Genomic DNA, 26,422 nt, shown 5'->3' with positions numbered 1-26,422 from the left:
GGAATGCATACAACTTTAGAAAGAGGTGCAATTATTGCACCTCTTCTCAACGTAGGAACACCGAGCGCACGCTCAGTGATAAAAAGAAATGGGGGAAAGAAACATGAGTAAAACAGTTATTTTAAGTGCTGCAAGAACACCAGTTGGGAAATTTGGAGGGTCTTTAAAAGATGTAAAAGCAACAGAACTTGGAGGGATTGCAATTAAAGCGGCGCTTGAAAGAGCAAATGTTTCTGCTAGTGATGTTGAGGAAGTTATATTCGGAACGGTTATTCAAGGTGGACAGGGACAAATTCCATCACGCCAAGCGGCGAGGGCTGCTGGAATCCCTTGGGAAGTGCAGACGGAAACAGTGAATAAAGTTTGTGCGTCGGGGCTTCGTGCGGTTACGTTAGCGGATCAAATTATTCGTACTGGCGATCAATCATTGATTGTAGCTGGTGGTATGGAGTCGATGAGTAACAGTCCTTACATTTTACGAGGAGCAAGATGGGGATACAGAATGGGCAACAACGAAGTCGTTGATTTAAACATTGCTGACGGTTTAACATGCGCATTTTCTGGTATACACATGGGTGTTTATGGCGGAGAAGTTGCGAAGGAAGATGGAATTTCTCGCGAAGCGCAAGATGAATGGGCATATCGTAGCCACCAACGTGCGGTTTCAGCACATAATGAAGGACGTTTTGAAGAGGAAATCGTGCCAGTAACGATTCCGCAAAGAAAAGGCGATCCTATTGTCGTTGCAAAGGATGAGGCGCCACGCGCGGATACAACAATTGAAAAGTTAGCAAAATTAAAACCTGTATTTGATAAAACAGCGACAGTGACAGCTGGTAATGCACCAGGCTTAAACGATGGTGGTGCTGCACTTGTATTAATGAGCGAAGACAGAGCGAAGCAAGAAGGAAGAAAGCCGTTAGCGACAATTTTGGCACATACAGCAATTGCAGTGGAGTCTAAAGATTTCCCGAGAACGCCAGGTTATGCAATTAACGCATTGCTTGAAAAAACAGGAAAGACAATTGAAGACATCGATTTATTCGAGATTAATGAAGCATTTGCAGCAGTAGCAATTGCAAGTACAGAGATTGCGGGAATTGATCCAGAAAAATTGAATGTAAATGGCGGCGCAGTGGCGATGGGGCATCCGATTGGAGCAAGCGGAGCGCGCATTATCGTTACACTAATCCATGCACTGAAGCAACGCGGCGGCGGAATTGGAATTGCTTCGATTTGTAGCGGTGGTGGTCAAGGTGATGCAGTGATGATTGAAGTTCACTAATTAAGATTAGACGGTATATAGTTTATTGAAAATTAAGGGGGAAGAAGAAATGAGTGTACAAAAAATTGTTGTAATTGGTGCAGGACAAATGGGATCAGGAATTGCACAAGTATGTGCAATGGCAGGATACGATGTGAAGGTACAAGATTTAAAACAGGAGCAATTAGATAGAGGATTGGCTATTATTACGAAAAACTTAGCACGCCAAGTAGAAAAGGGGCGCATGAAGGAAGAAGAAAAGGAAGCGACATTAAACCGTCTTGCAGTAACGCTTGATTTAGATTGTGTGAAGGAAGCGGATCTTATTATCGAAGCAGCTGTCGAGAAAATGGATATTAAAAAGAAAATCTTTGCGAATTTAGATGAAATTGCTCCAGAACACGCAATTTTAGCGACAAATACGTCATCTTTGCCAATTACAGAAATTGCCGCGGTAACGAAACGTCCGGAAAAAGTAATCGGTATGCACTTTATGAATCCAGTTCCGGTTATGAAACTTGTTGAAATTATTCGTGGTTTGGCTACAGATGATGCGGTATACGAAACAATTGAGGATATTACGAAGAAAATTGGCAAAGTACCAGTTGAAGTAAATGATTTCCCAGGATTTGTATCGAACCGTATTTTATTACCGATGATTAACGAAGCAATTTATACGTTATATGAAGGTGTAGCGACGAAAGAAGCAATTGATGAAGTAATGAAACTTGGTATGAATCACCCGATGGGCCCTTTAACGCTCGCTGATTTTATCGGTTTAGACACATGTTTATACATTATGGAAGTGTTGCATGAAGGTTTAGGTGATAGTAAATATCGCCCATGTCCATTGCTACGTAAGTACGTAAATGCAGGATGGTTAGGACGTAAAACAGGTCGTGGTTTCTACGTTTACGAATAAATCCCCCTTTGTTACAAAATAGTGGTCTTACCAAATTGTTAAAAGGTTATATAGCAAATGGAGGCGGAGTATATGAACTTTCGTTTTAATGAAGAGCAGCAAATGATGAGGAAAATGGTTCGAGATTTTGCACAGAAGGAAATTGCTCCCTTTGTTCCTAGTATGGAACAAGGGGTGTTCCCAAAAGAGATTTTGCAGAAGATGGGTGAGCTTGGATTAATGGGAATTCCAGCGCCTGCAAAATACGGTGGTGCAGAAATGGATTTTATTTCTTACATTTTAGCAATTGAAGAAATTTCGAAGGTAAGCGCAACGGTTGGTGTAATTTTAGCTGTACATACGTCAGTTGGAATGAACCCGATTTTATATTTCGGAACAGAAGAACAGAAAGAGAAATACGTTTCTAAACTTGCGACTGGTGAATATTTAGGTGCATTTGCATTAACAGAACCAAATGCAGGATCGGATGCAGGAAGTTTGAAATCAAGAGCTGTGAAGAAAGGCGATCATTACATTATTAATGGATCGAAGGTGTTCATTACAAATGGTGGTGAAGCAAGTACATATATTGTATTCGCTTCTACAAATCCAGAGGCAGGAAAGAGTGGGATTTCTGCATTCATAGTAGAGAAAGATACACCAGGCTTAATTATCGGTAAAGATGAGCATAAAATGGGACTGCTCGGTTCTCGCACTGTACAACTTACGTTCGAGGATATGAAGGTACCGGCTGAGAATTTACTTGGTGAAGAAGGACAAGGATTTAAGGTAGCGATGGCGAATTTAGATGTTGGACGAATTGGAATTGGGGCGCAAGCATTAGGTATTGCTGAAGCGGCGCTTGCATGTGCGATTGATTATGCGAAAGAACGTGAGCAATTCGGAAAGCCAATTGCGGCGCAGCAAGGGATTGGCTTCAAACTTGCAGATATGGCAACTAGCGTAGAAGCGGCGCGATTACTTGTATATAGGGCGGCATCGCTAAGAGCGCAAGGATTACCATGTGGTAAAGAAGCATCTATTGCGAAATTATTCGCTTCTAAAACGGCTGTTGAAGTTGCGATTGAAGCAGTGCAAGTATTTGGTGGTTACGGTTATACGAAAGATTATCCAGTAGAAAGATTTTTCCGTGATGCGAAAATCACGCAAATATATGAAGGAACGAGTGAAATACAGAAACTTGTTATTAGCCGGGCTTTATAAAAGCACAAGGGGGAGACGGGCATGCATTTTAAACTATCAGAAGAACATGAAATGATAAGAAAAATGGTTCGGGACTTTGCTAAGAACGAAGTAGCACCGACAGCAGCTGAACGTGATGAAGAAGAGAGGTTTGATCGTGCGCTATTTGATCAAATGGCAGAGCTTGGTTTAACCGGAATTCCGTGGCCTGAAGAATACGGCGGAATTGGAAGCGATTACTTGGCGTATGTAATTGCTATTGAAGAATTATCACGCGTATGTGCTTCTACAGGTGTAACATTGTCTGCACATACTTCACTTGCTGGTTGGCCAATTTTTAAATTTGGAACAGAAGAGCAAAAGCAAACATTTTTACGACCGATGGCTGAAGGAAAGAAAATTGGTGCATACGGCTTAACGGAGCCAGGATCTGGATCGGATGCTGGTGGAATGAAGACAATCGCCAAAAGAGATGGAGACCATTATGTATTAAATGGATCAAAAATATTTATCACTAATGGTGGTATTGCTGATATTTATGTTGTTTTCGCATTAACTGATCCTGAATCGAAGCAGCGTGGCACGAGTGCATTTATAGTGGAAAGTGATACACCAGGATTTTCAGTTGGGAAGAAGGAGAGTAAATTAGGGATTCGCTCTTCACCAACAACTGAAATTATGTTCGAAGATTGCCGTATTCCTGTAGAGAATTTACTAGGGGAAGAAGGACAAGGGTTTAAGATAGCGATGCAAACATTAGATGGTGGCCGTAACGGTATTGCGGCGCAAGCGGTTGGTATTGCACAAGGGGCTTTAGATGCTTCCGTAGAATATGCAAGAGAGCGTCATCAGTTTGGGAAGCCGATTGCGGTGCAGCAAGGGATTGGCTTTAAACTTGCAGATATGGCAACGGATGTGGAGGCGGCGCGTCTTCTAACATATCAAGCAGCTTGGCTGGAATCGGAAGGACTTCCTTATGGGAAAGAGTCGGCGATGTCAAAAGTATTTGCAGGCGATGCCGCGATGAAGGTGACGACTGAAGCGGTACAAGTATTTGGTGGTTACGGTTATACGAAAGATTATCCGGTAGAGCGATACATGCGAGATGCAAAGATTACACAGATATATGAAGGAACACAAGAGATTCAAAGGCTCGTAATTTCTCGTATGTTAACGAAGTAGGATCAAAGGCGTAGGTATTTTCCTACGCTTTTTCCTTCCAAAAAATAATAGAGAGGTGAAGGGGATGGTTAAACATAATGTGCATGCATCAGTGAAAGATGAAAAATTAGTCGCGTTAAGGCGTGAACAAATGATTAAAGGTGCAGTGCAACTGTTTAAACAAAAAGGATTTCCGCGTACAACAACGAGAGAGATTGCAAAGGCAGCTGGATTTAGTATTGGAACGCTTTATGAATACATTCGTACAAAAGATGATGTTTTGTATTTAGTTTGTGATAGTATTTATGAACATGTAAAAGAAAGATTAGAGGAAGTAGTTTGTACGGAAAAAGGAAGTGTAGAAAGTTTAAAGATAGCAATAACGAATTATTTTAAAGTGATGGACGAATTGCAGGAAGAAGTATTAATAATGTATCAAGAGGTACGCTTCTTACCGAAAGAATCACTCCCGTACGTATTAGAAAAGGAGTTTCAAATGGTAGGAATGTTTGAGAATATTTTAGAACAGTGTACGGAAAACGGAACATTTACATTAAATAAAAAAGAAATACAGCTTCTTGCGCATAATATTTTTATACAAGGACAGATGTGGGGATTTCGACGTTGGGCGCTGCAAAAGCTATATACGCTCGAAGAATATACAGACATGCAAATTAGGTATGTATTACAAGGGGCCCATATGCTTCCGAAATAAGGAATGTATACTACCCTATAAAAGTTTCCCGTTTTTTTTGTAGCATATTTGTGCGACTTTTGTTTATAATGAATAGTATGGATTTTTTTAAGCAGGCCGTTATATATAAGGTTATATTTGATGAAAGGAAGTGCCGCATAAGTGGATTTTAAGCAATATTCACCAGAAGAGCTAAAAGAATGTTCAATGATTGAAGTTGTACATAGCGTTTTAGGGGATAAAAAACAAGCAACGACATTCAACGAGTTGGTTCAAGAAATCGCTCAAGTGCTGGGACTATCTCAAGAGCAAGTTAATGCGAAAATCGCACAATTTTATACAGACTTAAACATCGATGGACGTTTCATTAATTTAGGAGAAAATCGTTGGGGTCTACGCAGCTGGTACCCATACGAGCAAATTGATGAAGAAATCTTGCCTCAACCAAAACCGAAGAAGAAACGTAAAGTTGAAGAAGACGGTTTTGACGACTACATTGACGAAGATGAAGATGACTTTGATGATGTAGACGGAAATGAAGACGAAGATGATGATGTAGAAGATTTGGACAAGGTTCTTGAAGACGAAGACGGAGACGACGATGATCTTGATGATTTAGACGAAGATGAAGATGACTTCGCTGAAGAAGAACTTGAGTATGATGAAACTGAAGAAGAAGAAGAGGAAGAACTGTAGTTCTTGACTTTTCATTATCGTCCATGTAGAATCATTTTTGGGCTCTTTAAAAAAGGACGATAATACTTTTAAAGTGTAAATATAAAAGAAAATTGCTCCCTACTTATTACTTTATGTGATGAGGGGAGCAATTTTCTTTTTTGTTTTTTGTTTAGAAAATAAAAAGAGTCTAACAATAAGATGGATACATTGTTATCTACATACGTTGCGCTTTGCAACGGTGATTATATAACAGCAAAATAGAAGGGAGCTTTTTCATGACTAAGTATATTTTTGTAACAGGCGGTGTAGTATCGTCTCTAGGAAAAGGTATTACAGCAGCATCTCTTGGAAGACTTTTAAAAAATCGTGGTTTAAACGTAACGATTCAAAAGTTTGATCCATACATTAACGTAGACCCAGGGACTATGAGCCCATACCAACACGGTGAGGTATTCGTAACAGATGATGGTGCAGAAACTGACTTAGACCTTGGTCACTATGAGCGTTTCATCGACATCAATTTAAATAAATACAGCAACGTAACAACAGGTAAAATTTACTCTTCAGTTCTTCAAAAAGAGCGTCGTGGTGAATACCTAGGAGGAACAGTTCAAGTTATTCCTCACATTACTAACGAAATTAAAGAGCGCGTATACCGTTCTGGTCGCGAAACAAACGCGGACGTTGTTATTACAGAAATCGGTGGAACTGTTGGTGACATTGAGTCTCTACCATTCTTAGAAGCAATCCGTCAAATTAAGAGCGACATCGGTCGTGACAATGTAATGTACATTCACTGTACGTTAATCCCGTACTTAAAAGCAGCGGGTGAAATGAAAACAAAACCAACGCAACATAGCGTTAAAGAGCTTCGCAGTTTAGGTATTCAACCAAATATTATCGTTGTTCGTACAGAAATGCCTGTTTCTCAAGATATGAAAGACAAGCTTGCATTATTCTGTGACATTGATACAAAAGCAGTTATTGAAGCACGCGATGCAGATACTTTATATGCAGTTCCATTATCTCTTCAAGAGCAAAATATGGACCAAATCGTTTGCGATCACTTAAAATTAGACAATCCAGCTGCAGATATGACAGAGTGGACTGCGCTAGTTGAAAAAGTGCGTAACCTTTCTAAGAAAACAAAAATCGCTCTTGTTGGTAAGTACGTAGAGCTTCAAGATGCATACATTTCTGTTGTAGAAGCACTTCGTCATGCAGGTTACTCTTTCGACACAGATGTAGAAGTGAAATGGGTAAATGCTGAGCACGTAACAGCAGAGAACGTACAAGAATTAGTAGGAGACACAGATGGTATCCTTGTACCAGGTGGCTTCGGTGATCGTGGTGTAGAAGGTAAAATCGTTGCAATTCAATATGCTCGTGAAAACAAAGTTCCATTCCTAGGAATTTGCTTAGGTATGCAACTTGCATCAATCGAATTCGCACGTAACGTATTAGGATTAGAAGGAGCTAACTCTTCTGAAATCAATCCTGACACACCTTATGCAATCATCGACTTATTACCAGAACAAAAAGATGTAGAAGACTTAGGTGGTACACTTCGTCTTGGTCTATACCCATGTAAGCTTGCTGAAGAAACAAATGCTTACAACGCTTACAATGAGCCGGTTGTATATGAGCGTCATCGTCATCGTTATGAGTTCAACAATCAATTCCGTCCGGATATGGAAAAAGCAGGATTTGTATTCTCTGGTACAAGCCCAGACGGCCGTTTAGTTGAAATCGTTGAATTGAAAGATCACCCTTGGTTCGTAGCAGCACAGTTCCACCCAGAACTTGTTTCTCGTCCAAACCGTCCACAACCATTGTTCCATGACTTCGTAAGAGCGTCTATTACGAATAAAGAGAGCAAGTAATAAAAAAGCGCCTGAAATAGGGCGCTTTTTTTAATATTCATTTAACATTTCATCGATTGTAAATTTGATTCCGTGATATGCAAATAAAGCTATCATTAAGCTTGGGAATCCGTAGCGATTACCTTCATCGTCTGGAATAAGCCCTTTTAACAATTTCGTATCAATATGTACATCTGTATATTGTTCTAGTGATTCATTGCCTTCTTGAATAGCAGAAATGCCGACAATAGAGTGTCCATCTGCTTGAAGTTTTTTTGCTATTGCTACAACTTCTTCATCTGTTGAAAAACGGCTAATAAGAAGTACACGATCTGCAGAAGTTACTTCTACTTCCTTACCATTTTCAAATAGTCGTTTTGCTTGCTTCATTGGTTCAGCACCGAATAGCGCTTCAGCAACAACGCCCTCCATTTCATTTGTACCATGTAAATAAATGAAACCTTCGCCAACTAATGCTTGAGCAAGTAGACGGGCGCTATCTTCTATATTCATTTCCTCTTTTTGAGAAACTCTGGAGAAATAACCGCTTAATTGGGTTGAAAAAATTTTTAACATAATGTTACTCCCTTCGTACGTGTTTACCGGCTTTCATTATAGTTTATTTTTTTAGAAAGGTGAAATCGAAGGTGGCATAACAAAATGGGAAACGGTAAAATAAGAAAGAAATAGGAAGGAATTTGGTAAAGAATAGCGAAAATTAATCGTTAAGATATAAGAAGCTTTAAATCTTGTACTTACACAGAAAGGTTGGGAGTTATGGAAGGGAAAATTTTAATCGTTGATGATCAATATGGCATTCGTGTGTTATTACATGAAGTGTTCCAAAAAGAAGGTTATCAGACATTCCAAGCAGCGAATGGATTTCAAGCTTTAGATATCGTGAAAAAAGATAATCCAGATTTAGTTGTGTTAGATATGAAAATTCCAGGTATGGATGGTATAGAGATTTTAAAGCATGTAAAAGAAATTGATGAGAGTATTAAAGTGATTTTAATGACTGCTTATGGAGAGCTTGATATGATCCAAGAAGCAAAAGATTTAGGTGCTTTAATGCATTTTGCTAAACCATTTGATATTGATGAAATTCGTCAAGCGGTGAGAAATGAGCTCGCTGTAGAGGCTTAAAAATGAATTTTTTATAAAAAATATGGAAAAAAGCGTTTACATGGACTATTGTGCAGGTGAATACGGTTGAGTTTTTGAGTACAAGTTGTTATCCTATTGAGTGTAGAAAAAAGTCCGGTATGTAGATATACATATTTTACCTTATTCTGGTCATACTACCAGCGATAAGAACTTATCGGATACAAAAAACGTTTTTTAGGAGGATTCACCATGCCTTTAGTTTCTATGAAAGAAATGCTAAACAAAGCACTAGAAGGAAAATACGCAGTTGGTCAATTCAACATGAACAACTTAGAGTGGACTCAAGCTATCTTAGCTGCTGCGGAAGAAGAAAAATCTCCTGTAATCCTAGGTGTATCTGAGGGTGCAGCTCGTCATATGACTGGTTTCAAAACAGTTGTAGCTATGGTTAAAGCTTTAATCGAAGAAATGAACATCACTGTTCCTGTAGCGATTCACCTTGACCATGGTTCAAGCTTCGAAAAATGTAAAGAAGCAATCGATGCAGGTTTCACATCTGTAATGATCGACGCTTCTCACCACCCATTCGAAGAAAACGTAGAAACTACTAAAAAAGTAGTAGAATACGCACACGCTCGTAACGTATCTGTTGAAGCTGAGCTTGGAACAGTTGGCGGACAAGAAGACGACGTAATCGCTGAAGGCGTAATTTACGCTGACCCAGCTGAGTGTAAGCACCTTGTTGAAGCAACAGGTATCGATTGCCTAGCTCCAGCTTTAGGTTCTGTACACGGTCCTTACAAAGGTGAGCCTAACTTAGGATTCGCTGAAATGGAACAAGTTCGTGACTTCACTGGCGTACCTTTAGTATTACACGGTGGTACTGGTATCCCAACTGCTGATATCGAAAAAGCTATCTCTTTAGGTACTTCAAAAATCAACGTAAACACTGAGAACCAAATTGAGTTTACAAAAGCTGTTCGTGAAGTATTAAACAAAGACCAAGAAGTTTACGATCCTCGTAAATTTATCGGACCTGGCCGCGACGCTATCAAAGCAACTGTTATTGGTAAAATTCGCGAATTCGGTTCTAACGGTAAAGCGTAAGAATAAAATTCCGTTTTGGAAACCGTCTACTCTTTTAGACGGTTTCCTTTCGTTGTATAATGAAAGCGTGAACAAGTCTAAAGATTTTATCATTTTGTTTTTGAAATAGAAAATAATGTGCATAGTCCTATTAATAAATGTGATAACGTATCTAAATTGATAAAGTAAATTCGATAAATAGTTAATCTTTATCTTTTTGTATTACAGGAGAAATGAAGATAATGGTTTCCTATTTATTGAGTTTTGGGATGGAAAAGTAATTGAGATTCTTAAGGGGGAGCTTTCTATAAAAATATAGAAAGTAAATACATTCACAAGAAGGGAGCTCAATATGGAAAAATTGCTAATTGAAGGCGGAAGAGCTTTAAATGGAACAATTCGCGTGAGTGGTGCAAAGAACAGCGCCGTTGCACTAATTCCAGCGACAATTTTAGCAGATACTCCAGTAACTATTGGTGGTGTCCCTAATATTTCGGACGTGAAAATGTTAGGGGACTTACTAGAGGAAATTGGAGGGAGAGTGACTTATGGACAGGAGGAAGAGATGGTAGTCGATCCTTCTAACATGGTTGCAATGCCTTTACCAAATGGAAAAGTGAAAAAATTGCGTGCTTCTTATTATTTAATGGGTGCGATGCTTGGCCGTTTTAAAAAAGCTGTTATTGGGCTTCCAGGTGGATGTCACTTAGGACCGAGGCCGATTGATCAGCACATTAAAGGGTTTGAAGCGTTAGGTGCACATGTTACGAATGAACAAGGTGCTATCTATTTAAGAGCAGATGAACTACGCGGGGCACGTATTTATTTAGATGTTGTTAGTGTAGGAGCTACGATTAATATTATGCTAGCAGCTGTACGAGCGAAAGGTAGAACTGTTATTGAAAACGCAGCGAAAGAACCAGAGATTATTGATGTAGCTACACTGTTAACTAGCATGGGAGCACGTATTAAAGGTGCTGGTACAGATGTAATCCGAATTGATGGTGTGGATTCACTGCACGGTTGTCATCATACGATCATTCCAGATCGTATTGAAGCGGGTACGTATATGATTTTAGGTGCTGCGTCAGGAGGAGAAGTAACAGTTGATAATGTTATTCCTCAGCATTTGGAGTCAGTTACCGCAAAATTAAGAGAAGCTGGTGTCCAAGTTGAAACGAATGATGACCAAATTACAGTGAACGGTGATAGAAGATTAAAAGTAGTTGATATAAAAACGCTTGTATATCCAGGTTTCCCAACAGATTTACAACAGCCGTTTACAACACTTTTAACAAAGGCGCATGGAACGGGTGTTGTAACGGATACGATTTATGGCGCACGTTTTAAACATATTGATGAATTACGTCGCATGAATGCGCAAATTAAAGTAGAAGGTCGGTCAGCTATCGTAACTGGTCCTGTTTTATTACAAGGTGCAAAAGTGAAAGCGAGTGATTTGCGAGCTGGAGCAGCCCTTGTTATTGCAGGATTGATGGCGGATGGAATTACAGAAGTAACCGGACTTGAGCATATTGATCGTGGCTATGAAAATATAGTAGACAAGCTTAAAGGGCTTGGTGCAAACATTTGGCGAGAACAAATGACAAAGCAAGAAATTGAAGAAATGAAGAACGCATAAGTGATACTTCCGCGAGGGGGAAGCGAAGCATCACTACTTGCGGAAGTACACTTTATAGAAAAACACGGTTCACAAAATACGGCAGAAATATAAAGGCTTAAAGGAGAGGGATTATCGTGGAAAGAAGTTTATCTATGGAGTTAGTACGTGTAACAGAGGCTGCAGCTTTATCATCAGCGCGTTGGATGGGACGCGGGAAAAAGGATGAGGCAGACGGTGCAGCAACATCAGCTATGCGTGATGTATTTGATACAATTCCGATGAAAGGTACAGTTGTAATTGGTGAAGGTGAAATGGATGAAGCACCAATGCTATATATCGGAGAAAAATTAGGTACAGGATATGGTCCGCGTGTAGACGTTGCAGTTGATCCTTTAGAAGGGACAAACATTGTAGCAGCTGGTGGATGGAATGCTCTTGCTGTTATTGCAATTGCAGATCATGGTAATTTGTTACATGCTCCTGACATGTACATGGATAAAATCGCGGTTGGCCCAGAAGCGGTTGGGGCGGTCGATATTGATGCGCCTATTATCGATAACTTACGTGCAGTTGCGAAAGCGAAAAACAAAGATATTGAAGATGTTGTAGCGACAGTTTTAAACCGTCCACGTCATCAAGCAATTATTGAAGAAATTCGTAAAGCTGGTGCTCGCATTAAATTGATTAATGATGGAGACGTAGCTGGCGCAATCAACACAGCATTTGATCGTACAGGTGTAGATATTTTATTCGGCTCTGGTGGTGCGCCTGAGGGTGTGTTAGCGGCAGTTGCATTAAAATGTTTAGGTGGAGAAATTCACGGGAAATTATTACCACAAAACGAAGCTGAATTGGCGCGTTGCAAAAAGATGGGCATAGACGACATCAACCGCATCCTTCGCATGGAGGACTTAGTAAAAGGTGACGATGCAATCTTCGCAGCAACAGGTGTAACAGACGGAGAACTATTACGCGGCGTTCAATTTAAAGGTAGCGTAGGAACAACACAATCCCTTGTTATGCGCGCAAAATCAGGCACAGTACGCTTCGTAGACGGACGTCACAGCTTAAATAAAAAACCGAACTTGGTTATTAAATAAAAAGTGGAAGCGGCTCGCTCAGAATGGGAGGGGGAAGAAGTGAAGCCACCGACCATTCTAGCTGATGAAACTAGATTAAATAAAAAGCGAAGACAAATTTTCTTGTCTTCGCTTCTTGTATTTGTGTTTCAACGTATTGATTAAAACTAGATAAAAGGGTTACAATAGTGAATATTACCCTACTTGAACTTATTGCCTTTCATTATTAATTATTTGCCTTCCGTATTTTTTCCCTTTACCCATGTGAAAAGAGAATAACGTTAAAGTGTGGTGTCTGAATGAATTTGTCAATTGCAGCATTAGAAAACATGAAATTAAAAGAGTTATACGAGCTTGCGAAAGAATTTAAAATTTCGTATTATAGCAAATTAACGAAAAAAGAGTTAATCTTCGCCATTTTAAAAGCTCGAGCAGAAAAAGAAGGTTTCTTCTTCATGGAAGGCGTATTAGAAATTATTCAATCAGAAGGATTTGGATTCCTACGTCCTATCAACTACTCTCCAAGCTCAGAAGATATTTATATCTCAGCTTCGCAAATTCGTCGTTTCGATTTACGTAATGGAGACAAGGTTTCTGGTAAAGTACGACCTCCGAAAGAAAATGAACGCTACTTTGGATTATTACAAGTTGAAGCTGTAAACGGAGATGATCCAGAGTCAGCAAAAGAGCGTGTGCATTTCCCTGCATTAACACCATTATACCCAGATCGCCAAATGAAATTGGAAACGGAACCGAAAAAGTTACCGACACGCATCATGGATTTAATTGCACCAGTTGGATTTGGACAACGTGGTTTAATTGTCGCGCCTCCAAAGGCTGGTAAAACTAGTCTATTAAAAGAAATCGCACACAGTGTTACAACAAATCATCCGGAAGCTGAATTAATTGTCCTTTTAATTGATGAGCGTCCAGAGGAAGTAACAGATATTGAACGTTCTGTTAAAGGAGATGTTGTAAGCTCTACTTTTGATGAAGTACCAGAAAATCATATTAAAGTAGCGGAACTTGTGTTAGAACGTGCAATGCGTCTTGTAGAGCACAAAAAAGATGTTATCATTTTAATGGATAGTATTACCCGTTTAGCGCGAGCTTACAACCTTGTTATTCCGCCAAGTGGTAGAACATTATCGGGTGGTATCGACCCAGCTGCCTTCCATAGACCGAAGCGTTTCTTTGGAGCTGCACGTAATATTGAAGAAGGCGGTAGCTTAACAATTTTAGCAACAGCGCTTGTTGATACAGGATCTCGTATGGACGATGTAATTTACGAAGAATTTAAAGGAACTGGAAATATGGAACTTCACTTAGATCGTTCATTAGCTGAGCGTCGTATCTTCCCGGCAATTGATATTCGCCGTTCTGGTACACGTAAAGAGGATCTATTAATTCCGAAAGAACATTTAGACAAGCTATGGGGTATTCGTAAAACAATGCGTGATACACCAGACTTTGTTGAAGGTTTCTTACGTAAACTTCGTCAAACAAAGACAAATGAAGAATTTTTACAAAACATTGTTGCAGATTCGAAAAGATATGTAACAACGAAGTAAAGGGAAAAGATTGGGACTCGCTTATTTTATGGTAAGCGAGTTTTTTATGTTTTTTAGGTGATGTTAAAGAGAGATGAGTGGAAGGGCATTAGTTGGTTCTAGTTGGATGAGTTGCCTCCACTTTAAGGTGTTATCCAGCTCCAGCGGCTAGAATCTCCGGTCATTTCACTCTCTCGCTCGAAGCAAAAAGCGCTTCAAGGTCGAGAGTTCTAAATAGCCTGCGATTCTGAGCGAGCCGCTGCTGCTTTTAAAATTAAAAAGACAAAAACAGGTAGTTGCAAAATGAAGTTAGCCTTGTTATAATTTCATCATATGTGTTTCATCAATATAGTTGTGTATGCAGCTGAAGATGAAAAACTCTGTTTCGAAAATGATTCAGGGCGGAAGGAGATGAAAAGAATGAAAGCAGGAATTCACCCAGATTACAAGAAAGTTGTATTCATGGACACAAACACAGGCTTCAAATTCTTAAGCGGATCTACTAGAGGATCTAACGAAACTGTTGAGTGGGAAGATGGTAACACTTATCCATTACTAAAAGTTGAGATCAGTTCTGATTCTCACCCATTCTACACTGGACGTCAGAAGTTTGCTACTGCAGACGGACGCGTTGACCGCTTCAATAAGAAATACGGTCTTAAGTAATAAAAACATAAAACAGGCAAGTGTATCTATTCGCTTGTCTGTTTTTTTTGCGAAAATATTATACCTTTACCCTACTTTTAATTAAAAAGTAGATGAAAGGAGAGCTTCATGTACTTAATAAATCAGAACGGTTGGATTGAAGTGATTTGCGGTAGTATGTTTTCTGGTAAATCAGAAGAGCTTATCCGCCGTGTGCGTCGTACGCAATTTGCGAAACAACATGCAATTGTATTTAAACCATGTATTGATAATCGCTATAGTGAAGAAGACGTTGTATCACATAACGGATTAAAGGTAAAAGCAGTTCCTGTTTCAGCTTCAAAAGATATATTTGAACATATCACTGAAGAAATGGATGTAATTGCAATCGATGAGGTGCAATTCTTTGATGGGGACATTGTGGAAGTGGTGCAAGTATTGGCAAATCGTGGCTATCGTGTCATTGTAGCTGGTTTAGACCAAGATTTCCGTGGTCTACCATTTGGACAAGTTCCTCAGCTGATGGCGATTGCTGAACATGTAACAAAACTACAAGCAGTATGTTCTGCATGTGGATCTCCGGCAAGTCGTACACAACGATTAATTGATGGAGAACCAGCGGCATTTGATGATCCGATTATTTTAGTTGGTGCTTCAGAATCGTATGAACCACGCTGTCGTCATTGTCATGCAGTTCCTACAAACAAAGATAAGTAAAACTCGCTGCGCAAGGCGGGTTTTTTTCAGAATAGAGAGTGTGAGTGGTGTGAGCCACTTGCGCTTCAAGGTTGAGAGTTCCAATGGCCTACAATTCTGAGCAAGCCGCTTACGCTTTTAAATATAATTTGCGTTTTTTTGAGTAAGTACCATATACTATTTGTATTAGATACTAGGATGTAGAGGTGAATGATGTGTTAGATCGTTTGCAAGCTGTAGAAAATCGTTATGAGAAGTTAAATGAATTGCTAAGCGACCCAGCAATTATTAGTGATTCAAATAAGCTTCGTGAATATTCAAAGGAACAGTCTGATATACAGGAAACGGTAGAGGTGTATCGTGAGTATAAGGATGTTCGTGAGCAATTAAAAGATGCGAAAGCAATGTTAGAAGATAAGTTAGACGCAGAAATGCGTGAAATGGTAAAAGAAGAGGTTTCTGAGTTAGAATCACAAGAAAAAACATTATCAGAGCGTCTGAAAATTTTACTTGTACCAAAAGACCCTAACGATGATAAGAACGTTATCGTTGAGGTTCGTGGAGCTGCTGGTGGTGACGAGGCCGCTTTATTTGCTGGTGACTTATACCGTATGTATAGCCGTTACGCTGAGGTGCAAGGTTGGAAAACGGAGATTATCGAGGCTAGCTATACAGAGTTAGGTGGATATAAAGAGATTATCTTTATGATTAACGGTAAAGGTGCTTTCGCGAAGTTGAAATTCGAGAATGGCGCTCACCGTGTACAACGTGTTCCTGAAACGGAATCTGGTGGACGTATCCATACATCTACAGCAACTGTAGCTGTATTACCAGAGGCAGAAGAAGTAGAAATTGATATTCATGAGAAAGATGTTCGTGTTGATACATTCGCTTCTAGTGGACCTGGTGGACAGAGCGTTAATACAACGATGTCAGCGGTACGTTTAACGCATTTACCGACTGGTGTAGTTGTATCATGTCAGGATGAGAAATCACAAATTAAGAATAAAGAAAAAGCGATGAAAGTATTACGCGCACGTGTTTATGATAAGTTTAGACAAGAAGCACAAGCTGAGTATGATCAAAACCGTAAACAAGCTGTTGGTACGGGTGATCGTTCAGAGCGTATTCGTACGTATAACTTCCCGCAAAACCGTGTTACAGACCATCGAATCGGTTTAACGATTCAAAAGTTAGATCAAATCTTACAAGGTAAGTTAGATGATTTCATCAATGCCTTAGTAATGGAAGATCAGGCTCAAAGGATGGAGGCAGCTGAGTAATGCGTGTCTATGAAGCCCTGAAATGGGCTTCTTCTTTTTTACAGGAGAATGGACGAGATGAAAATGCGGGAGAAATTGTCCTTTGTCATGTATTAAAGACGAATAGAACAGGATTATTGATGAACATGCGTGAAGAAATAACTGCGGAACAAGAAAAAAGTTTTACAGAGTTTATCCACAAGCATGTAGAAGGTATTCCTATTCAATATATGATTGGTCATGAAATGTTTTATGGAAGATCGTTCTTTGTGAATGAAGAAGTATTAATACCAAGACCGGAAACAGAAGAGCTTATAGTAGGAGTGTTAGAAAGAATCGAGCGTCATTTTGGTGATGAGAAACTACATGTAGCAGATATCGGTACAGGTAGTGGAGCGATTTCGATTACGCTTGCTTTGGAAAATAAAAATCTTCATGTGTATACGGTAGATATTGCGCAGGAGTCGATTGAAGTTGCACAAGAAAATGCGAAAACTTTGGGCGCAGAAGTAACGTTCTATCATGGTGATTTATTATCACCATTTTATGAAACGGGTCAAAAGTTAGATGTTGTTGTTTCAAATCCTCCATATATACCGGAAGAAGATTGGCGTGGTCTTTCTCCCGTGGTGAAAGAGCATGAGCCAAAGAGAGCGCTTGTTGGTGGTGAAGACGGACTAGATTTCTATCGCCGCTTTATGGAAGAGTTGCCGAATGTGTTGCAGAAGAAAGCAATTGTCGCATTTGAAATTGGAGTAGGGCAAGGTGAGGACGTGAAAGGGCTGTTACAACAAGCATTTCCACATGCTCATGTTGAGGTTGTTTTTGATATTAATGGAAAAGATCGTATGGTATTTGCGGAGATGGAGTAAGGTTTACACCTTACTCTATTTTTTTGTGGAAAAATTCATATAGATTTTGAATTTAATAGTTTAGAAAGATGAAAGTCTGTCCACACTGTTTGTAGAAGGGACGGTGGAGGAAATGAAAAAACAAGTTATTGCTTATCTTCTTCTATTATTAATTGGTGCACAGTTACTTGTGCAGTTTGGATATATGAAAGCTGATGCGAAAGGGCCTTCAGTTATTCCGAAAGAGGCCGTTCGATTACGGATTTTAGCAAATAGTGATTCAGATAAAGACCAGGCGTTAAAGCGTAAAGTGCGTGATGAAGTAAAAGCACAAATTGATGGATGGGTAGCTGATTTAACTTCATTTGAAGAGGCACGCAAGGTCATTCAAAGTCATATTCCAGAAATCGAAAAAACAGTAGCAAATACGTTGAAAAAAGAAGGAAGTAAAGATTCATTTCAAGTGAAATTCAGTAAAAATGTAAAGTTTCCTACAAAGGTATATGGGAATTTTATTTATCCGGCAGGGGAATATGAAGCAGTCTTAATTACAATTGGGGAAGGTGAAGGGGCAAACTGGTGGTGTGTACTATTTCCACCGATGTGTTTCTTAGATTTTTCAAGTGGTACAGCTGTAAGGAAAGAAGAACATGTTGTGAAGGCTGAATCTCCTGAAGAGGAGCAAGTGAAACAAATAGATGATGAAGAAGTAGTAAATGCAGAAGAGAAAAAAGGAGATGAGGTGAAGGAAAAGAAAGTTGTAAAGCAGGAAGTCGCAAAAAAAGTAACAGCTTCTGAAAAGAAAGTAGTAAAAAATGAAACGAAAGTAGAAGAACAACCTGTAAGTAAAGAGGAAACAAAAACTGTGGAAAAAGTGGAGAAACCTGTGGAACAAAAACAAGAAAAGCGAAAAGAGTATGTAAAAGTAGAGGAGGAAGAAGAAAAGCCGGAAGTTAAGTTATTTATTGTAGAAGCTTTTACATCTTTATTCTCTAAATAGTACTATTTGTAAATCCCTTCTCATATATAAAAAAGAGGAGGGATTTATTATGAAGAAGGTATATTTTGCGACGAAGGCAGATGTGGAAAGATTGCATTCTTTTTTCGGACAAGCTAATAAAAAAGATGATAAAATAAATGAGTTGTACGCGCAGTTTATGATTTTGGAAGAGGCGGAAGAAATACGGGCAGTCATTGGATATGAACAAAGTGAAGAAAACGCACTGATTCGTTCTTGTTTATTCACACCTAATGTGGATAAACAGACTTTCTTATATTTTTTTGAAATGTTTTTGCAGTATATGAAAGAAAAAAATATTCGACAATTGTACTTACTAACAAATCATCCACAATCTATAACGATCTTTCAGTTTTTTGACTTTGTTATGATAGAGAAAGAGAACGTACCAGAGGGAATTCGACAGTTAGAACACTTTTGTAAAAATATAAAAGAGCCAAATGCAATAATACTAAATTGTCAGCTATTCACAAAGTTATCCACGGATTAATTAGGTTTATCCACATTTTGTGGATAAACCTTGTTTGTCTTTTGGATAAATCTCATAGTAAACTAAAAATAGACAAGTATTTCAGGGTAGAAAAGGACGTGGGAAAAAATGCATACAAATATGTGGGTTGTGGATAATGTTGTGGAAAGAAAAAAATATTATCCACAGTTACAAGAAGCAGCAAAATTATTAAGGGAAAATGAGGCGATTGCCTTCCCTACAGAAACGGTATATGGACTAGGTGCAAACGCGATGAATGATGAAGCGATTGCGAAAATTTTTGAGGCGAAAGGAAGACCGAGTGATAATCCACTTATTGTCCACATCGGTACAAAATCGCAGTTAGATGGGATTGTGAAGGAAATTCCGCCAGTTGCAGAAACGTTAATGGAGCATTTTTGGCCGGGCCCTTTAACAATTATTTTACCTAGAAAAGAAGGAATTTCAGAGAAGGTAACGGCAGGACTTAATACGGTTGGAGTAAGAATGCCTGATCATCCAGTAGCCCTTGCTCTTATTGAAGAGGCAAATGTACCTGTTGCAGCACCTAGTGCAAATCGTTCAGGTCGTCCAAGTCCGACGTTAGCATCTCACGTATATGAAGATTTAAATGAGAAAATCGCAGGTATTGTAGATGGTGGTGCAACCGGAGTAGGTGTTGAATCGACTGTAATTGATTGTACGAGCGCTGTTCCAACGATATTACGCCCAGGTGGGATTACGAAAGAACAATTAGAATCGGTAATCGGCACGGTTTCTTTAGATCCGGCTTTAAAGGATGAGAAGGAAAAACCGAAATCACCTGGAATGAAATATACACATTATGCACCGAAAGCGCCGCTAAGTATTGTTGAAGGTTCACGTGAATTTATTCAACGCCTTGCGGATGAGAAGAAGGAAGAAGGATTCAAAGTCGGTGTATTAACGACAGAAGAGTATCAGCACGTATATAACGCGGATGTTGTATTGTCTTGTGGTGTTCGAAGCGATTTAGCTAGCGTTGCGACTAAATTATATGATGTACTTAGAACGTTTGATGCAAGTGAAGTGGATGTTATTTTTAGTGAATCATTCCCGAATGAAGGAATAGGGAATGCTATTATGAATCGATTAACAAAAGCGGCAGGACATCAAATTATTACCGAATGATAAGGTACGATTAGCAAACAGAATATTTCTCCTCGGATAAGCATATTTTGAAGTAGCACGTCCGAGGAGGGACATGAATGACGTTTGAACAGCTAATACCTTTAATAATTATGGCATTCGCCTTAGGGATGGATGCGTTCTCGGTAAGTCTTGGGATGGGAATGATGACCTTAAAGATAAGACAAATCCTGTATATCGGTGTGACGATAGGGATATTTCATATTATCATGCCATTTATAGGGATGGTATTAGGTCGTTTTTTATCAGAACAGTATGGAGACATTGCACATTTTGCTGGTGCTATTTTATTAATCGGATTAGGATTTTATATTGTATATTCATCTATCTTGGAGAATGAAGAGACTCGAACGGCCCCTATTGGAATTAGTTTATTCGTATTTGCATTTGGGGTTAGTATAGACAGTTTTTCAGTAGGTCTTAGTCTTGGTATTTATGGGGCGCAGACAATTATTACGATATTACTTTTTGGATTTGTTAGTATGTTATTAGCGTGGATTGGTCTATTCATTGGGAGACATGCGAAAGATATGCTCGGTACATATGGCGAGATAGTAGGTGGTATCATTTTGGTTGGATTTGGATTATATCTCCTTTTTCCTATATAATTTTAGGGGGAGGGCGTTATGAACAAGTTATTGGAATGGTATATTCGATTTGTAACTTTTTTTCCGAGATGGTTACGACTGCTTATTATTTGGGGTATTATTTTACAAATTTCAGTTTTAGGTTGGATTAAATTAATTCGCGAATGATAGGATAGTTCCTTTCTGTGCATAGTTTTGTTTGTACTATACTGATTGCGCTAAAAAATTACAATATAGAAAGGATGAGATGGATGACGAGGTTGAAGCAAGTTTTTGGTGTTATTATTAGTTTTTTTGTTTTTTGGTTTAGTATGCTCGGTGTACAAATGTTTGCTGAGTTTTTAGATATTGAGTCATTGAAGTTTGTTGCGGGGAAAACGGAGGCAGCGCGTGCTTTTTATTCTCCATACCCGTTTTTAATTGTTTTTCTTATTACATTGCTTTCCCTTTACTTCTTCGTAATTAAGCTTGGGAAACCGAAAAAAGAGAAAGTACCTACTTTAGAGGAGCAGAAAGAAGAGATATAAGGGGGATACTATGTCTAACATTTCTTTGGCAGAAGCTGTAAAATTAAAAGGTGTATTATCGAAAAGAATACATGAATTAGAAGAAGAGATGAACCAAATTGGATTTGTTGAAATTGAAAAAGGTGATATACTTCCAAAACAGACGCGTACATTGGTACAAGTTGAACAGGAACTTGATGAAGTTCGCGCTGATTTTCGTCTTTTAGATAAATTAATGTATGAAGCAAATATCCGAAATGAAGTGAATTTCAACGGAGAGAATATAACGATTGTTGAAGCGATAGAACTTGCAACGCAGTTACGTGCAAAAGCTCGAAAGTGTAAAGAGTTTGGCGTGAGTAAGAAAGAAGAACATGTATATTCTTACGGTGAAACATCATCGCTTGTAAAAGTAGCCATGTTTGATCCAGAAGTATATCGTGTAAAAGGTTTAGAGTTAGAGAGACAAGCTAATAGGTTATCTAACTTAATTAATGCGAAAAACTATGCCATTGAACTAGACTTTGATGGTGAAAAATACTTTTAAACCTTGAAGTGGTGAGACTCTGCTTCAAGGCATAGAAGAAGACCACTTTTGTAAAAATGAGATTTGTGATGGCCAAAGGACAACCAATCATCCAATAACCGATCACACTGTTACTTTTTACCGATGACCAATAATGGTAAAAGAGGTCGATGACCAATACTGAAAAATTATTTTTCTTCTTCTATGAAAGGGGTGTACCAAATTAATTTGGTACACCTTTTTATATTATTGTTACTTCCATTCTGAGGGGACGCTTCCTATCCAGTTCCAGTGGCCAGATCTTCGCATCTAAGAACCTTAACTGGTCAGAGCTGAACGAGTCGCCTCCACTTTTAGCTATTATCCAGCTCCAGCGGCTAGAATCTCCGGCCATTTCACTCTCTCGCTCGAAGCAAAAAGCGCTTCAAGGTCGAGAGTTCTAATGTCCTGCGATTCTGAGCGAGCCGCTTCCGCTTTTAAACTGGCCTCACTAATTCAAATTGTTCTCCTAGTTTTGCGTAGTTGTGTCCTGCTAGGCGGCTTACTGGTTTTAGTCCTTCTGCATGAATGCGTCCATTTTCGTATAGGTGGTCTGCGACGTGGAAACGAACGACGCGTCCGATTAGTAGATCGCAAGCCGGTGAGTCTTCTGTTCCGCCGAGAGGGATTGCGCGTTCTAGTACGCATTCCATTCGAATATTTGCTTCTTTTACACCTGGAACGGAGATGACATCACTTTCAATTGGTGTTAATTTTGCTAGTTCAATTTCACTTTCATTTGGAGGGAGATTAGCTGCTGTTTCGTTAATTGCCGCTACGTATGATTCATCAGAGATATGTACGACAAATTCCCCTTTTTCAATTGCGTTTCGGGAAGTGTCCTTTCTTTCTCCAGCTTTTCGTTGTACAGAAACTGAAATAAGTGGTGGATTTGCAGCAACGATGTTGAAGTAACTATATGGTGCGCCGTTTAATACGCCGTCTTTTGTTACAGAAGTAACAAATGCGACAGGGCGTGGGATGATACTTCCCGTTAATAATTTGTAATTCTCTTTTTCCGATTGTTCATTTGGATTAATGGATAACATGATTGAAATCCCCTTTCTAAATATGACGACTTATTGTTTGTTTACAAGATGTTAGTGGAAAACTCCTGCTGAAAATAATATTTTTATTACATAAAAAGAACTTACTTCAACCACAATGAAGTAAGTTCCACCTAAATAATCTCGAATTCAAGATAAAAATTATAGTAAAACGTATGCGCCAGGACCGATTAAAGCTACACCGATAGCAACAGCGATTAACATTAAGTTATATTCATATCCATTTTGAGTTACCCAGTAACCGTTTTTTCCATGAACAGTGAATATCGCCATTAACATTGTTCCAACGATAAATAATGAACCGATTGCAGTGAAAATACCTGATGCGAATAAGAAACCACCTAATAATTCAGTTGCGCCAGCCATAAATGCCATAAATACACCAGGGCGTAAACCGATTGATTCCATCCAGCCACCTGTTCCTTTTAAACCGTAACCGCCGAACCAACCAAATAATTTTTGAGCACCATGACCCATGAATGTAATACCTATAATAAGACGAATAATAAGAAGACCGAAATCCATCATTTTTGAAAACCTCCTAAAAGTTATTAACTTACCTTACGTAAGTAATAATAAAATAGTTACTTACTTTAGTCAAGTGGATTTCGAAAAAAGTTTGAAAAAAATTTTACAAATTAACAACAAAAAATAAAATGTAGTAAAGACCTCTAGACAAGTTGGGTAAAAAAAGAGAAAATATAAGTAGAAGTTAACTTCTTATTGTTATTCAGACAATCAGAATTGACTGGAATTTTGTGAGACGCTACAATAAGAGTCTAGTAGTAATGACGTAATTTATTTCGAAAGCGTTTTTACAGTATAATATTCGAAGTATGAGGTCTTACGTTTATTCTGATCTTTAATAGAGATTGCCCTATAAACTTTTAGGTAAATTATAAGGAGGACTATCCTATGTTTAAAAAATTATTTGGTCTTGGTTCAAAAACAAATGAAGAAACAATCGTAGCTCCATTAACTGGAGCAGTGAAAAATATTGAAGAAGTACCAGATCCAGTATTCGCTGGTCGTATGATGGGTGACGGTGTTGCAATCGATCCTACTGAAGGTGTAGTTGTATCTCCAGTTGATGGCGAAATCGTACAATTATTCCATACGAAACATGCAATTGGAATTAAAGCGAAAAACGGTACAGAAATTTTAATCCACGTTGGATTAGAAACTGTAAAAATGGAAGGTGAAGGTTTCGAAGCTCACGTTTCTGAAGGACAAGCTGTAAAAGCTGGAGATAAATTAATCTCATTCGACTTAGAATTAATTCGTGAAAAAGCGAAAAGCACAATTACTCCAATCGTTATTACAAACACAGATGCAGCTGAGTCTATTAAGACAACTGTAGGTGTAACTGCTACAAAAGGTTCAACAGAAGTAATGAAAGTTACAATGAAATAATTATCACATGAAAGGAATCCGTTTCGTATGAAATGGATTCCTTATTTTGTTTTGTAGTCTGTTCCTTATATATGGTAAAATACTTTGGGCACTTGGAAATAGGGTTTCACATATATGTGGATAAGGCGCATTTTTCTTAGAAAAAATATAAGAGAAATGCGCCTTTCGTATATTCACATTTCTTTTGTTCTATTGTAATGTACGCTATGATAAAAGGAAGGAAATAGAGAAAAGGGGTGGGTTTAGATGAAACGAGTATTATTTGTTTGCACTGGAAATACATGCCGTAGTCCGATGGCTGAGGCGTTACTGCGCCATTATGGAGAAGGTAAGTTTGAAGTGCAATCTGCTGGTGTTTTCGCCTATCCTGGAAGTGATGCGTCGGTACATGCAAAAGAAGCTTTAGCTGAAAAGGGAATTGCGATCGATCATGCTTCACAGCAGGTAAACGAAGCCTTAATTGATTGGGCAGATATTATAGTAACAATGACGGAAAACCATAAGGAAATTATCCTTGGGCATTATCCGAGTGTTGAAGGGAAAGTAGATACATTATATGGAGTAACTGAGGGGATGAGTAAGGATATTTCAGATCCATTCGGCGGATCTCTCTCTATTTATAAAGAAACATTAGAAGAGATGGAAAAACTTGTACAAACTTTACTGAAAAAACATTCAGAAGGTTGATGTTTCGTGTATAATACGATACTGGAGATCACTTCGTCCCATTAAAGGATTAAGTGAGAATGAAGATAATGGATTGAAACTTTGGAGGGGTAAAAATGAAAGTAGTAGTAGCATCTGATCACGGCGGTATGAATATCCGTAAAGAACTTGTAAGTTTATTAGAAGAGTTAAATATTGAATATATTGATTTAGGTTGTGAATGTGAAGCTGGTTCTGTTGATTACCCTGATTTTGCGTTTCCAGCAGCGGAAATGGTAGCAAATGGCGAAGTAGATCGTGGTATTTTAGTTTGTGGGACAGGCATCGGTATGTCAATTGCTGCAAACAAAGTAAATGGTATTCGTTGTGCGTTAGTTCATGATACTTTCAGTGCGAGAGCAACGAGAGAGCATAACGATACAAACATGTTAGCAATGGGCGAGCGTGTAATTGGTGCTGGTCTAGCACGTGACATCGCAAAAATTTGGTTAACAACTGAATTTGAAGGCGGCCGTCACGAAAACCGCGTAGGAAAAATTAAAACATACGAAGCAAAGTAATAGATTCTAACTAGAAGCAGTAGGAAATATAATTTGGTGAACCAACCTGTGAAAGGAAGAGGCGTAATGACAGAAATCGTAAAGGTAAGAGAACAGCTACAAATTTCGCTTTCTGATTTCCAAGAACAAGCTTCATTACAAAGTGGTCAAATTTTTGTAGTGGGGTGTAGTACGAGCGAAGTGCTAGGAGAAAGAATTGGGACATCAGGAACGATGGAAGTAGCAGAGGCGATTTTTTCTGAGTTAAAACAATTTCAAGAACAAACAGGTATTGAGTTGGCGTTTCAATGTTGTGAGCATTTAAACCGTGCTTTAGTAGTTGAGAAAGAGTTGGCGATGAAATATCAATTTGAAATTGTAACAGTTACGCCTGTTAGATCAGCAGGTGGTGCATTAGCAACATATGCTTATCACAATTTGAAAGATCCGGTAGTAATTGAGTTTATTAAAGCAGATGCGGGAATGGATATTGGTGATACATTTATCGGTATGCATTTAAAGCACGTAGCTGTTCCGGTTCGTACTAGTGTGAAGGAAATTGGAAGTGCACATGTAACGATGGCAACAACACGTGGAAAGCTAATTGGTGGAGCACGTGCTGTTTATGCGGCGAAGGAAGAGACTATCACTTGCCGTTAAAGTTATGAATAAGGTATGTTGTCTGACTTTATTATAGAAGAAAGAAAAGACCGATTTTCGGTCTTTTTTTTCTTTTATGAT

The 26,422-nt window shown here is 38.7% G+C and carries 29 protein-coding genes and 1 pseudogene; 27 read left to right on the top strand and 3 right to left on the bottom strand.

Annotated elements, in window-relative coordinates; genetic code table 11:
- Window positions 1-3 precede the first annotated feature (3 nt).
- The 7 genes and pseudogenes from PDK19_RS09060 to pyrG all read left to right on the top strand — a co-directional run bounded on the left by PDK19_RS09060 (window position 4) and on the right by pyrG (window position 7,784).
- Window positions 4-1,285, top strand: a pseudogene (locus PDK19_RS09060) (acetyl-CoA C-acetyltransferase).
- A gap of 49 nt (window positions 1,286-1,334) precedes the next feature.
- Complete coding sequence (locus tag PDK19_RS09055; RefSeq protein WP_000116031.1) at window positions 1,335-2,186, top strand: 3-hydroxybutyryl-CoA dehydrogenase; 852 nt, start codon at window positions 1,335-1,337, stop codon at window positions 2,184-2,186.
- Window positions 2,187-2,258: 72 nt separating this feature from the next.
- On the top strand, window positions 2,259-3,389 hold the full coding sequence (locus tag PDK19_RS09050; protein ID WP_001011168.1) for an acyl-CoA dehydrogenase: 1,131 nt from the start codon (window positions 2,259-2,261) through the stop codon (window positions 3,387-3,389).
- Window positions 3,390-3,410: 21 nt separating this feature from the next.
- Complete coding sequence (gene acdA, locus PDK19_RS09045) at window positions 3,411-4,550, top strand: acyl-CoA dehydrogenase AcdA (protein ID WP_000545534.1); 1,140 nt, start codon at window positions 3,411-3,413, stop codon at window positions 4,548-4,550.
- 64 nt (window positions 4,551-4,614) lie between these two features.
- Window positions 4,615-5,244 carry a TetR/AcrR family transcriptional regulator gene (locus tag PDK19_RS09040; protein WP_000238604.1) on the top strand — a complete coding sequence of 210 codons (630 nt, stop codon included), beginning with the start codon at window positions 4,615-4,617 and terminating at the stop codon, window positions 5,242-5,244.
- A 141-nt stretch (window positions 5,245-5,385) separates the two neighbouring features.
- Window positions 5,386-5,919: a DNA-directed RNA polymerase subunit delta gene (rpoE, locus tag PDK19_RS09035; protein WP_000346275.1), complete on the top strand. Its 534-nt coding sequence runs from the start codon at window positions 5,386-5,388 to the stop codon at window positions 5,917-5,919.
- Window positions 5,920-6,176: 257 nt separating this feature from the next.
- Window positions 6,177-7,784 (top strand): CTP synthase, encoded by a 1,608-nt coding sequence (gene pyrG, locus PDK19_RS09030; RefSeq protein WP_000170453.1) that lies wholly within the window; start codon window positions 6,177-6,179, stop codon window positions 7,782-7,784.
- 30 nt (window positions 7,785-7,814) lie between these two features.
- Here pyrG and PDK19_RS09025 read toward each other — a convergent pair whose 3' ends face one another.
- Window positions 7,815-8,339, bottom strand: a complete 525-nt coding sequence (locus PDK19_RS09025) for a DUF2529 domain-containing protein (RefSeq protein ID WP_000912422.1) — start codon at window positions 8,337-8,339, stop codon at window positions 7,815-7,817.
- A 201-nt stretch (window positions 8,340-8,540) separates the two neighbouring features.
- Between PDK19_RS09025 and spo0F the strand changes: the two genes are divergently transcribed.
- The 16 genes from spo0F (at window position 8,541) to PDK19_RS08945 (ending at window position 21,978) form a co-directional block, all read left to right on the top strand.
- Window positions 8,541-8,909, top strand: a complete 369-nt coding sequence (gene spo0F / locus PDK19_RS09020) for a sporulation initiation phosphotransferase Spo0F (RefSeq protein WP_000398594.1) — start codon at window positions 8,541-8,543, stop codon at window positions 8,907-8,909.
- Between the two features lie 210 nt (window positions 8,910-9,119).
- A complete protein-coding gene (locus PDK19_RS09015) occupies window positions 9,120-9,977 on the top strand; it encodes a class II fructose-bisphosphate aldolase (RefSeq protein ID WP_001131850.1) in 858 nt (285 codons plus the stop codon).
- Window positions 9,978-10,308: 331 nt separating this feature from the next.
- Window positions 10,309-11,598: a UDP-N-acetylglucosamine 1-carboxyvinyltransferase gene (gene murA, locus PDK19_RS09010; RefSeq protein WP_000413260.1), complete on the top strand. Its 1,290-nt coding sequence runs from the start codon at window positions 10,309-10,311 to the stop codon at window positions 11,596-11,598.
- A 116-nt stretch (window positions 11,599-11,714) separates the two neighbouring features.
- Complete coding sequence (gene glpX, locus PDK19_RS09005; protein ID WP_000442334.1) at window positions 11,715-12,680, top strand: class II fructose-bisphosphatase; 966 nt, start codon at window positions 11,715-11,717, stop codon at window positions 12,678-12,680.
- A 278-nt stretch (window positions 12,681-12,958) separates the two neighbouring features.
- Window positions 12,959-14,230 (top strand): transcription termination factor Rho, encoded by a 1,272-nt coding sequence (gene rho, locus PDK19_RS09000; RefSeq protein ID WP_001053898.1) that lies wholly within the window; start codon window positions 12,959-12,961, stop codon window positions 14,228-14,230.
- Window positions 14,231-14,629: 399 nt separating this feature from the next.
- Window positions 14,630-14,875 (top strand): type B 50S ribosomal protein L31, encoded by a 246-nt coding sequence (locus tag PDK19_RS08995; RefSeq protein ID WP_000643437.1) that lies wholly within the window; start codon window positions 14,630-14,632, stop codon window positions 14,873-14,875.
- A gap of 108 nt (window positions 14,876-14,983) precedes the next feature.
- A complete protein-coding gene (locus PDK19_RS08990; protein WP_000280862.1) occupies window positions 14,984-15,571 on the top strand; it encodes a thymidine kinase in 588 nt (195 codons plus the stop codon).
- A 194-nt stretch (window positions 15,572-15,765) separates the two neighbouring features.
- Window positions 15,766-16,833: a peptide chain release factor 1 gene (gene prfA / locus PDK19_RS08985; protein ID WP_000887065.1), complete on the top strand. Its 1,068-nt coding sequence runs from the start codon at window positions 15,766-15,768 to the stop codon at window positions 16,831-16,833.
- Complete coding sequence (prmC, locus tag PDK19_RS08980) at window positions 16,833-17,684, top strand: peptide chain release factor N(5)-glutamine methyltransferase (protein ID WP_001267034.1); 852 nt, start codon at window positions 16,833-16,835, stop codon at window positions 17,682-17,684. The genes prfA and prmC overlap by 1 nt, the downstream gene beginning before the upstream one ends.
- 112 nt (window positions 17,685-17,796) lie before the next feature.
- Window positions 17,797-18,663, top strand: coding sequence for a stage II sporulation protein R (gene spoIIR / locus PDK19_RS08975; RefSeq protein ID WP_049113819.1), 867 nt, complete (start codon window positions 17,797-17,799; stop codon window positions 18,661-18,663).
- Window positions 18,664-18,712: 49 nt separating this feature from the next.
- Window positions 18,713-19,171 (top strand): mechanosensitive ion channel protein, encoded by a 459-nt coding sequence (locus PDK19_RS08970; RefSeq protein ID WP_270707003.1) that lies wholly within the window; start codon window positions 18,713-18,715, stop codon window positions 19,169-19,171.
- Between the two features lie 108 nt (window positions 19,172-19,279).
- Window positions 19,280-20,320 carry an L-threonylcarbamoyladenylate synthase gene (locus PDK19_RS08965; protein ID WP_000557348.1) on the top strand — a complete coding sequence of 347 codons (1,041 nt, stop codon included), beginning with the start codon at window positions 19,280-19,282 and terminating at the stop codon, window positions 20,318-20,320.
- 77 nt (window positions 20,321-20,397) lie between these two features.
- Complete coding sequence (locus tag PDK19_RS08960; protein ID WP_000142479.1) at window positions 20,398-20,946, top strand: manganese efflux pump MntP; 549 nt, start codon at window positions 20,398-20,400, stop codon at window positions 20,944-20,946.
- A gap of 18 nt (window positions 20,947-20,964) precedes the next feature.
- A complete protein-coding gene (locus tag PDK19_RS08955; protein ID WP_001037627.1) occupies window positions 20,965-21,093 on the top strand; it encodes a hypothetical protein in 129 nt (42 codons plus the stop codon).
- Window positions 21,094-21,176: 83 nt separating this feature from the next.
- The gene (locus tag PDK19_RS08950; protein ID WP_000197488.1) at window positions 21,177-21,452 is read left to right on the top strand and encodes a DUF3935 domain-containing protein; all 276 of its coding nucleotides are present in this window, start codon (window positions 21,177-21,179) and stop codon (window positions 21,450-21,452) included.
- Between the two features lie 10 nt (window positions 21,453-21,462).
- Window positions 21,463-21,978, top strand: coding sequence for a hypothetical protein (locus PDK19_RS08945; protein WP_270707001.1), 516 nt, complete (start codon window positions 21,463-21,465; stop codon window positions 21,976-21,978).
- 455 nt (window positions 21,979-22,433) lie between these two features.
- Here PDK19_RS08945 and PDK19_RS08940 read toward each other — a convergent pair whose 3' ends face one another.
- Window positions 22,434-23,045, bottom strand: a complete 612-nt coding sequence (locus tag PDK19_RS08940) for a flavin reductase family protein (protein ID WP_014893403.1) — start codon at window positions 23,043-23,045, stop codon at window positions 22,434-22,436.
- A gap of 159 nt (window positions 23,046-23,204) precedes the next feature.
- Complete coding sequence (locus PDK19_RS08935; RefSeq protein ID WP_000968618.1) at window positions 23,205-23,591, bottom strand: DoxX family protein; 387 nt, start codon at window positions 23,589-23,591, stop codon at window positions 23,205-23,207.
- Window positions 23,592-23,978: 387 nt separating this feature from the next.
- Between PDK19_RS08935 and PDK19_RS08930 the strand changes: the two genes are divergently transcribed.
- From PDK19_RS08930 to PDK19_RS08915, 4 genes are all read left to right on the top strand, one after another.
- Entirely contained in the window at window positions 23,979-24,476 is a 498-nt protein-coding gene (locus tag PDK19_RS08930) for a PTS sugar transporter subunit IIA (protein WP_000473666.1), read from the top strand.
- Window positions 24,477-24,722: 246 nt separating this feature from the next.
- Complete coding sequence (locus tag PDK19_RS08925) at window positions 24,723-25,163, top strand: low molecular weight protein arginine phosphatase (protein ID WP_016719002.1); 441 nt, start codon at window positions 24,723-24,725, stop codon at window positions 25,161-25,163.
- Window positions 25,164-25,258: 95 nt separating this feature from the next.
- Complete coding sequence (gene rpiB, locus PDK19_RS08920) at window positions 25,259-25,702, top strand: ribose 5-phosphate isomerase B (RefSeq protein ID WP_000869919.1); 444 nt, start codon at window positions 25,259-25,261, stop codon at window positions 25,700-25,702.
- A gap of 66 nt (window positions 25,703-25,768) precedes the next feature.
- Window positions 25,769-26,341, top strand: coding sequence for a TIGR01440 family protein (locus PDK19_RS08915; protein WP_000136362.1), 573 nt, complete (start codon window positions 25,769-25,771; stop codon window positions 26,339-26,341).
- Window positions 26,342-26,422: the final 81 nt, after the last annotated feature.

The sequence above is a fragment of the Bacillus cereus group sp. BcHK124 genome, assembly GCF_027712065.1.
GTDB classification, from domain to species: Bacteria; Bacillota; Bacilli; order Bacillales; family Bacillaceae_G; genus Bacillus_A; species Bacillus_A pacificus.
The sequence above is the reverse complement of the archived record's forward strand: the minus strand, read 5'-3'. Positions and strand labels throughout refer to the sequence as shown.